We start from the raw sequence: 4,751 nt of genomic DNA on the forward strand, positions 1-4,751 counted from the left end.
ACACGACGGAAGAAAGGTTTCACTTTGGAAAGAAACCGAGCAGACGGCGTGACAAACGGTGTCAAAGGTGTCAATGTTTTTGAGAGCAGCACGCTGTGAAAAACATTGTCACCATCGTCACACTTTGACACCGGATAAAGTTTAGGGGAGTGTGCAGAGAGTGCCTTTTCAAAGGCGGCTCTTTGGTCTCGCCTGCTGGCTCGGTCGGTTCGCAGGCGTGTGTGCCACCGGCACACGCTCACCCCTCGGAGAGCCTTCGGAGAACGCAAAACCTGTTTACAGGTCGCATTTTTGATGGGTGTACCCGTCAAAAGTGCTTTTGCGTTACTTTTGACAAAAGTAACAAAACCTGAGAATGTTGAAATTTACAGATGGGAGATGAAAAAATGCAGAGAACGATAAGTGCAATGGTCGGTAAAGGCTCGGTCAATCACAATAGCCGAAAGTTCCGAGCAGAAAATGTAGACGGAACTCGTACTCATCTCAATATCGACTACTGCAATGAAAATATAAAGACAGTTTATCACGAATTGTTTGATGAAGCATTGGAAAGATACAATGCCAAGCAGATAAGGTCAGACCGAAAGATAAAAGATTATTATGAAAAAATCCGAAGTTCCAAGCAGGAAAAACCGTTCCACGAAATCATTTTACAGGTGGGCGGTAAGGGAAATATGAACGCCGATACGGAAAACGGAGAACTGGCAAAGCAGATTTTAGATGAATACTATCAGGGTTTTCAGGAGCGAAATCCACAGCTTCGGGTGTTCTCGGCTCATCTGCATATGGATGAAGCTACACCACATCTGCACATAGATTTTGTACCTTTTACCACAGGCAGCAAGCGTGGACTTGATACAAGAGTGTCACTAAAGCAGGCTCTTGCAACGCAAGGTTTTAAGGGCGGCAGTCGTGGCGATACGGAGTGGTCGCAATGGATACAGTCCGAAAAAGAACAGCTTGCGGCGGTGATGGAACGTTATGGGATTGAGTGGGAACATTTAGGCACACACGAAAAACATCTTTCTGTTTTGGATTATAAAAAGCAGGAAAGAGAAAAAGAAGTGGCGGCATTAGGTGCGAAAATCGAGCAGAAACAGATTGAATTTGATGTGTTGTCGGAACGAGTATTGAACTATGATAAGGCAAAAGACGAGCTGTCAAATCTTGAAATAGAGCTTGATACTGCACCGAAATATCAGTTGCCAGAACCAGAGAAATTTATGACTGCAAAGGCATATAAAACCAAAATGGCAGAGCCGGTTGTAAGGAAATTGAAGCAACTTGTCAAAACGGTGCTTGCCCGCTGCTTTGAGGGGTGGGACAACTATCATAGGCTGAATACAGCGAATGCACAGTTATACCGCACCAATCAGCGTTTGGAGAAAGTCAATGAAAGATTGACCGAAGAAAACAAAATCCTAAAAGCAGAAAATAAAGATTACAGCCTGCTCCGTAAGGTTTTTGGTCGCAAACAGATAGATGATTTGTTGGAGCAGGCAAGAACAGTTAAAGGTCGCAAGCGTGATAATACACGATCACGATAGACAAAAATCACAGGAGGAAAAGGAAAATGACAAAGACAATTTTTGAAGAAATGGGCGGAACTTATAGACAGGTGGGTGATTATTTATTGCCGAACATCACAGTACCAGCCGAAGAAGAAATAGAGCCGATTGGTTTATGGGGGAAACGACATGCAAGGCATTTAAAGGAACACTATAAAGTGTTATATATGAACCTGCTGACAAGCGGAAAGCTGCATAGTTATCTTGCAGAAGTCGATAAGCAAGCAGAGGATATGTTTCTTCGACTGGTAAAGGAATATGCCGACAGACAAGATGTGACGGAACAATTAAAGAAAGATAATCCCTACGAATGGATTGGAAGAATGAATAATATTCAGGCTTGTGTGAGGGAAGTTGTAGGAACGGAGTTGATTTACACATAAGCGTTTTACGGTATGGTGCTCCTGCGTTTGCTGGAGTGCTGTGGTTGTGGTTGTAAAGAGGTTGTGAAAGATTGAATTTCGTAATGGTTGGATGTATAATTAGGAAGTGAAAATTTTAATTTGCACTTCCATAAGGTGAAATGTATTGACACAAAAAATAAAGTATGATAGTATTGCCATTAGAAGAAAGAAAGGCACATTTTGTGTAAGGTGAGGAAATGATTAATAGATAATTTGATTTAAGTAAGACACATATAGTTATTGAGCCTGTAGAGAATAGGTTTGTTTTGTGTACGCTTAAGTTGGATTATCGCAAGAGGCATTTCCTTTGTTTTCCTTTTGGAAAAGAAATAAGGGGCTATTTAGCGAGTCTATTTTTGCGTATGCAAAAAAGACTCGTTTTTGTGTGTTCAAAATAATAATTGGCTCAGACTTCGAAAAGGAGAAACTTTAATGTTGCAGATAAAAAAATTAAATTTAACACATAAAAAAGACCTGAGAATAATTCTTAATGATTTCAACCTTGTGCTAAATGATGGAGATAAGGCAGTTATTATTGGAGAAGAGGGAAATGGGAAATCGACATTAATGAAGTGGATATACAATCCGTCGCTTGTAGAAAACTATATAGAAGCAGATGGGGAAAGGATAATGGGACACGAACGTCTTGGTTATCTTCCGCAGGAGATGCTCGATGAAGATAAGGAAAAAACAATATACGAATATTTTTCTGAAGAGGAAATATTCTGGGAGAAAACGCCTAAAGAATTGTCTGTTATTGCGGGAAAATTTGGAATGAAAAATGATTTTTTCTACAGTAACCAGACAATGGGTAGTCTTTCAGGAGGCGAAAAAGTCAAGACACAACTTATGAGGCTTTTCATTCGCGATGTTTCTGTGCTGTTGTTGGACGAACCTTCCAATGACATCGACATTGCGACGCTTACATTACTGGAAAAAATCATAAATGACTGGAAGCACATTGTGCTTTTTATTTCACACGATGAAACGCTGATAGAGCGTACTGCCAACATGGTGATACATATCGAGCAGATTATACGAAAAACAAAGGCGAGATATACCGTGGCAAAGCTTCCCTATAGACGCTATGTGGAAGAACGGCTTCATAAATTTGAAATCCAAAAACAGCGGGCACTGAGTGACCGTAGGGAGAAAAAGATTCGCGATGAAAAATATCAAAGAGTTATGCAGAGTGTACAAGGTGCATTAAGAAGTTGTACCAGACAAGCACCGTCTGTTGCCAAAAACTTAAAGGACAAAATGCATACGGTTAAGGCAATGGAACGAAGATTTGAAAAAGAAGATGAAAATATGACTCAGATGCCGGAACAGGAAGAAGCAATCTTTGTCAAATTAGGGGATGAAAACTCACACATTCCCGCAGGAAAAACGGTCATAGAATATGAACTTTCAAAGCTTGTGACTCCGGATGGCAAAAGAATTTTAGCAGAAGGAATTCATTTAAAAATAAAAGGTTCAGAAAAAATCTGTATGATAGGAGCCAACGGGGCAGGAAAAACGACTCTTCTAAAAAAGATAGCGGAAGAACTCCTAAATCGGAATGACATTAAAGCAGAATATATGCCTCAAACTTATGAAGACCTGCTGGATTTGGATGTTACACCGGTTGATTACCTTGATAAAACAGGAGATAAAGAAGAGCGTACAAGAATTAGAACATACCTTGGTTCACTTAAATACACACCAGATGAAATGGAGCATCCGATTCGGGAGTTATCAGGCGGACAAAAGGCGAAAGTGCTTCTCTTGAGGATGAGCTTAAGTGGTGCAAATGTTCTTATTCTGGATGAACCGACAAGAAATTTTTCACCATTGTCCGGTCCGGTAATAAGAAAAATGCTCCGAGAATTTCCGGGGGCTGTCATTAGCATTTCTCACGATAGAAAGTATATTGAAGAGGTGTGCGATAAAATATATCAGCTAAATCCTAATGGATTACAGCTAATTGGTGATTGATAACAAAAAGGATGAAAGACTGACAAATTTCAGGCTTTTAGTGAGTTGGAAAGCATACAAAGATTTGAATTTGGAGGATAGATTATGGTACGTACAGAAGATGCATGTGAAATTATAAAATATGCTTTGCAAAACGAAATTAAAGTATATTTAGATGGCGGATGGGGTGTTGATGCACTTCTTAAAAGAGAATCAAGAATACACAATGATATTGATTTGTTTGTTGAACTGAAACATTATCATGATTATATTTATGTGATTAAGCAGCATGGATTTGAGGAAGTAAATACTGATTATACAACGGATGGTCATACTGTCTGGAAAGATGATAAACAAAGAATCATTGATTTACATTGTTTTGAATTTACAGATGACGGAATTGTTTATGAGGGAGATATATTTCCATCAAAAACTTTTTCCGGTATTGGAAAAGTTGGAGATATAACTGTTTCTTGTATTGAACCATTGAGTCAGGTAATGCTTCATTTGGGATATGAACACGATAAAAATGATGTGCATGATGTGATGCTGTTGTGTGAAACATTTCAAATAGCAATACCAGATGAATATAAGGAAAAGTAAAATTTCAGTTTTGTGTTGAATCTCTAAGCAAAATAGCTTATAATTTGACATGCTACATATAGTTATTATCCACAGTTATCGAGTAGGTGTTATCAATGCCGATAACAAAATGATAACATTAGCTCGTATAGGCAGGATAATATGGATATATCAAATAATCAAAAGAACGAGAAACATTACAGAGAATAATTCCTAAACAAAAAGCGTTAGTCTTTGTAGA

The 4,751-nt window shown here is 38.8% G+C and carries 4 protein-coding genes; all 4 read left to right on the top strand.

Going from position 1 to position 4,751, the window contains the following annotated elements; all coding sequences use genetic code 11:
• Window positions 1-407: 407 nt before the first annotated feature.
• The 4 genes from NBH03_RS15720 (at window position 408) to NBH03_RS15735 (ending at window position 4,531) form a co-directional block, all read left to right on the top strand.
• Window positions 408-1,547, top strand: a complete 1,140-nt coding sequence (locus NBH03_RS15720) for a plasmid recombination protein (RefSeq protein WP_019190307.1) — start codon at window positions 408-410, stop codon at window positions 1,545-1,547.
• Between the two features lie 26 nt (window positions 1,548-1,573).
• Complete coding sequence (locus NBH03_RS15725; protein WP_009247523.1) at window positions 1,574-1,951, top strand: TnpV protein; 378 nt, start codon at window positions 1,574-1,576, stop codon at window positions 1,949-1,951.
• Window positions 1,952-2,404: 453 nt separating this feature from the next.
• On the top strand, window positions 2,405-3,949 hold the full coding sequence (locus NBH03_RS15730; protein ID WP_009247522.1) for an ATP-binding cassette domain-containing protein: 1,545 nt from the start codon (window positions 2,405-2,407) through the stop codon (window positions 3,947-3,949).
• 84 nt (window positions 3,950-4,033) lie between these two features.
• Window positions 4,034-4,531: a nucleotidyltransferase domain-containing protein gene (locus NBH03_RS15735; protein ID WP_009247521.1), complete on the top strand. Its 498-nt coding sequence runs from the start codon at window positions 4,034-4,036 to the stop codon at window positions 4,529-4,531.
• Window positions 4,532-4,751 lie beyond the last annotated feature (220 nt).

This window comes from Coprococcus intestinalis (assembly GCF_023656595.1).
Classification (GTDB): domain Bacteria; phylum Bacillota; class Clostridia; order Lachnospirales; family Lachnospiraceae; genus Coprococcus_A; species Coprococcus_A intestinihominis.

Bases quoted from the DNA above. Each gene is read 5' to 3' on its own strand.
- NBH03_RS15720 (WP_019190307.1), top strand. From the start codon at position 408: ATGGTCGGTAAAGGCTCGGTCAATCACAATAGCCGAAAGTTCCGAGCA.
- NBH03_RS15725 (WP_009247523.1), top strand. From the start codon at position 1,574: ATGACAAAGACAATTTTTGAAGAAATGGGCGGAACTTATAGACAGGTG.
- NBH03_RS15730 (WP_009247522.1), top strand. From the start codon at position 2,405: ATGTTGCAGATAAAAAAATTAAATTTAACACATAAAAAAGACCTGAGA.
- NBH03_RS15735 (WP_009247521.1), top strand. From the start codon at position 4,034: ATGGTACGTACAGAAGATGCATGTGAAATTATAAAATATGCTTTGCAA.